Annotated in this window: 5 protein-coding genes; all 5 read left to right on the forward strand. The window is 63.7% G+C overall.

The features are described from left to right. The first annotated feature begins 266 nt into the window (after positions 1-266). Positions 267-1,073, forward strand: coding sequence for an SH3 domain-containing protein (locus NW835_RS08205; RefSeq protein WP_414415015.1), 807 nt, complete (start codon positions 267-269; stop codon positions 1,071-1,073). Between the two features lie 77 nt (positions 1,074-1,150). Further along, positions 1,151-2,083 (forward strand): hypothetical protein, encoded by a 933-nt coding sequence (locus NW835_RS08210; protein ID WP_414415016.1) that lies wholly within the window; start codon positions 1,151-1,153, stop codon positions 2,081-2,083. Between the two features lie 70 nt (positions 2,084-2,153). Continuing rightward, the gene (locus NW835_RS08215) at positions 2,154-2,687 is read left to right on the forward strand and encodes a hypothetical protein (protein ID WP_414366555.1); all 534 of its coding nucleotides are present in this window, start codon (positions 2,154-2,156) and stop codon (positions 2,685-2,687) included. A gap of 2 nt (positions 2,688-2,689) precedes the next feature. Further along, positions 2,690-3,334, forward strand: a complete 645-nt coding sequence (cbiM, locus tag NW835_RS08220) for a cobalt transporter CbiM (protein WP_414366553.1) — start codon at positions 2,690-2,692, stop codon at positions 3,332-3,334. Beyond that, the gene (locus tag NW835_RS08225; RefSeq protein ID WP_414415017.1) at positions 3,321-3,725 is read left to right on the forward strand and encodes a CbiQ family ECF transporter T component; all 405 of its coding nucleotides are present in this window, start codon (positions 3,321-3,323) and stop codon (positions 3,723-3,725) included. Before cbiM ends, NW835_RS08225 begins: the two co-directional genes overlap by 14 nt. Positions 3,726-3,802: the final 77 nt, after the last annotated feature.

Consider the following 3,802-nt stretch of genomic DNA (forward strand, 5'->3'; position numbering starts at 1 on the left):
GCTAAGTGTTGCTACTGTACCCCTTGATTCCTTAACAGGCTGTAGTTAAAACTTGGGTCATGTTGCAACTATACGTTATCCGCATTCCTCCCGGCCCTGACCCTACGGGTACAGGGTGGGGCTCCTGCGGTTTCTAGCTGAAGATGTTATAAATGATCGAGTGATTGAGATGCGAGCGCTTTGATGACTGTAAGCCCCCGCTTGTCAGCGAGGAGAGCGTCTCGTCTGTGGATTCTTGCTGCTGGCTTGGCGGGGAGGGGTAGTGGATGGTTAACCAGCGGATGCGAGGCCGTTCCTCTCCTGCCTCTGGGATCCTCCCCTTTGGCTCCTTGATGGTGCTGAGTGTCTCCGTTGGGGCCTTGGCGGCCTTGGGCTGGCAGTTGTGGCAGCTCCTTGCCCCAATGTTGGCTCCCCCTGCTCCACCCCAATTTCAACGGGCGGTGCGCCCGGCTCCCTTGCCCAGCCCGACAAGTTTGCCTTCTCCCCCCTTTGTTCGCATCAGTGGGACAGAGTCCTTGCCGGCGGCGGGCACCATCGACCCTGAGACCTTTCCTCCCGGCAGCCGCGGGCGGGTGATTGAGCCGATTGGCCTGGCCATTCGCAGCCAGCCTTCTGCTGATGGAGCCTACCAAGGGGGAATTGTGGCGGGGGAAACGGGGACGGTGCTGGAGTACAGCGCCGATGGCCGCTGGCAACGGGTGCGGCGGGAGTTGAACGGTCAAGAGGGCTGGGTGCGGGCGGGCAATTTGGGCCCTGTGGAAGGGGCGACAGAGGTTGCTTCAGCCACAACTTCTGCAACTTCTACAGTCGAATCCACGCCTGACCCTACTCCTTTGCCGACTCGGCTTTCGGCAGCAACAAACATTGCCCCCGGCTCACAGGGGCGGGTGATCGAGCCAATTGGTTTGGCGCTGCGAGCCACTCCCGACCGGGAAGGGGCCTACATCGGTGGTGTGCCCATGAACGAGGTGGTGACGGTGTTGGAGTACAGCGCCGATGGCCGGTGGCAGCGCATCCGGCGGCAGAACGGGCAAGAGGGCTGGGTGCGGGCTGGAAACCTGGCGCAGGAGTAGCAAGATGCCCCAGCGGGGGATTGTGGTGCCCCGAAAGTTTGTGTTTGGCTAGGTCAGTAGCGCTGGCCGAACTCTAGGTGAAGCAACTCCTCTCTCCCTTGTGGGTCATTTCCTTCAGGGATCCCTTGGCCAAAGGGGTAGTTTTTGCTCTGGTGGCCCTGGGGCTGGCCTCTGGGATAACCGCTTGTCGCCCGGCGGCAAAACGGGAGGGGATCGGGGAGCCGCAGGCGATCTCTGCCTCGGCCAAAGGCACGCTGGAGCTATGGGCCAACGGCGAAGCATTCGTGCGGGAGGGGCTGGTCTCCAAGGACGGCTGGGCACTGCAGTTTGAGCATGTGTACGTGACGCTGGCAGATGTCACGGCCTACCAGACAGATCCCCCTTTTGATCCGCAAGGGGAGGAGGAGCTGCGGGCCAAGGCCCTGGTCAGCCTGACAGGCCCTCTCACGGTGGATTTGGTGCCAGCGGCGGGGGCAGAACGGGTTCTGCTGGGATCCCTGAAAGCTCCCCCTGGCCACTACAACGCCTTGGCTTGGCGCCTGGTGCCGGCAGCGGAGGGGCCGGCCAAGGGCTACTCCCTCTGGATTGAGGGCAAAGCCCGGCCAGCAAAAGGGGAGGGAGAGGGGATCCCCTTTGTGCTCAAGTTCAGCGCCGAGCTGGCCTTTGTCTGCGGCGAGTATGTGGGGGAAGCGCGCAAGGGCTTTGTCCAGGCGGGCCAGGTGGCGGATCTGGAAGCGACTTTCCACTTTGACCATCTGTTTGGGGATGGCAGCCTACCGCCGGAAGATGACCTCAATCGGGTGGCGCTGGGGTTTGCCCCCCTGGTGAAGCTGGATCCCCTCTCTCTGGAGCAGCGGCTAAAGGGGGGATCCGACCCTCTGGTCTGGGATGACCTGCAGGAAAGTGGGACGGCGTCCAAAACCCTCTTGGAGATCCTGCAGAACTTGGGCCACGTGGGGGAGGGCCACTGCCGCGCGTCCTCTGACCGCCTCGACAGGACGGGATCTTGACCTTAGGTCTTTGCCCTCAAGCTTGGGTGGCTTTTGCAGTCGAGAGATTGTCCTCTACTTTTGCCGACCGATGCACTTAGTCTGGCCAAAGCGCCTCCCTTTCTACACTTACTGGCAACTGAGCTGGCTGGCCTGCGGCCTGCTCTTGTCTACTCCGGCTTGGGCTCATGGGGTGGAGGCCTCTTGGCGGGCCGTTCCCACTTTCGAGATCCAAGCCCGCTACGATTCCGGCGAGCCGCTGCGTTCTGCCCGCGTTACGGTGTTTGCACCCACCCATCCCACCACCCCTTGGCAGGAAGGGCAAACGGATGAGCAGGGGCGATTTCTGCTGCAGCCGGATCCTGAGCTCAAGGGGCTGTGGCAGGTGCGCATTCGCCAGGCCGGCCACGGCGTGGTGGTGAATGTGCCGGTGGGCGAAGCGGCTATGCAGGCAGAGGGGATCCCCAACGGCTCCTCCTTTGGCCCTCTGCAGCGGGGGGTTATGGCTGCCTGCATCCTCTGGGGGTGCTTGGGTACGGCCCTGTTTTTCTCCCGGCCCCGTCCCTCCCAAGGCCCAGAACTCCCCGACTCCCCAGGGGGTGCTGCCGCTTTGAGCCAGGACTAGCCATGCACATCAGCGAGGGCCTTCTGCCAGCACCGCTTTGGCTGGGGGGGTATGGCATCACTGCCCTGCTGACGGGTTGGAGCCTACACCTCCTCCAGCGCTTGGAAAAGGATCCCCGCCGCCAACTCCCCAAAGCGGCGCTGCTGACCGCCGCCTTTTTTGTTGCCTCCTCCCTTCACCTGCCTTTTCCTCCGGCCAGCCTACACCTGCTGCTCAATGGCTTGTTGGGCGTGCTGTTGGGGGCCTTGGCCTACCCAGCAATTGTGGTGGGCCTGTTTTTCCAGGCGGTGGCTTTTGGCCACGGGGGGCTGACCACGCTGGGGATCAACGCCGCCATTATGGGGATCCCGGCGCTCTTGGCAGGGGGGATCTTTCGGGCAGGCCGGCGGCCAATGGGAGCTGGGTTGGCGGCCTTCTGGGCGGGAGCGGCGGGGGTGGGGCTGGCGGCGCTGCTCTTCTATGGGGTGGTCATGGCTGCTCTCCTAGGCGAGGGGGCGGTCTCCACCCAAGCAGAGCGCTTGGCCTTGGGCAGCTTGGTGATGGCCCACCTCCCTCTGGCAGCGGTGGAAGGGCTGTTTACCCATTGGGTGGTGCGGTTTTTGCAGCGGGTGCAACCGGATCTGTTGGGAGAAGATGCCAAAAGATAGGGCCGAGGTCGTCATCTCCCCGGAGCTCAGGGGAAGGCAGTTCTCCCCACCCGCTCCCCTCCCTCCCTCCCCCGCTTGGCTGCACCGCTGGCAGGCTTTGCCCAAGCTGGTGGGCCTAGGAGCCCTGATGGCAGCTTGCGCCCAGGTGCAGCGCTTAACCTTGCTGCCCCTAGTCTGGGTGCTGGTGGCTCTTCTCTGGGCGCTCTCCGGGTTGCCCCTGCGCCAAGGGCTAAGACGGCTGGCTGCTCCAGGCGCTTTGCTCATCCCCTTCGTTGCCCTTCTACCCCTAGTTGTGGGAGATACCATCCTCTGGCGCTGGGGATCCCTAGCTTTGCGCTGGGAGGGGCTGGAGAGGGGTGGTCTCCACCAGCAGCGTTGCCAGCGCCAATAGGGCCAGGCTGCGCCCGCCAAGGCAGAGCGCCCTCTCCAGCCCCTCCCAGCGCAAAGCTAGGGATCCCCAGCGCCAGA

It is taken from the genome of Synechococcus sp. OH2 (assembly GCF_047462155.1).
Lineage (GTDB): Bacteria > Cyanobacteriota > Cyanobacteriia > Thermostichales > Thermostichaceae > Thermostichus.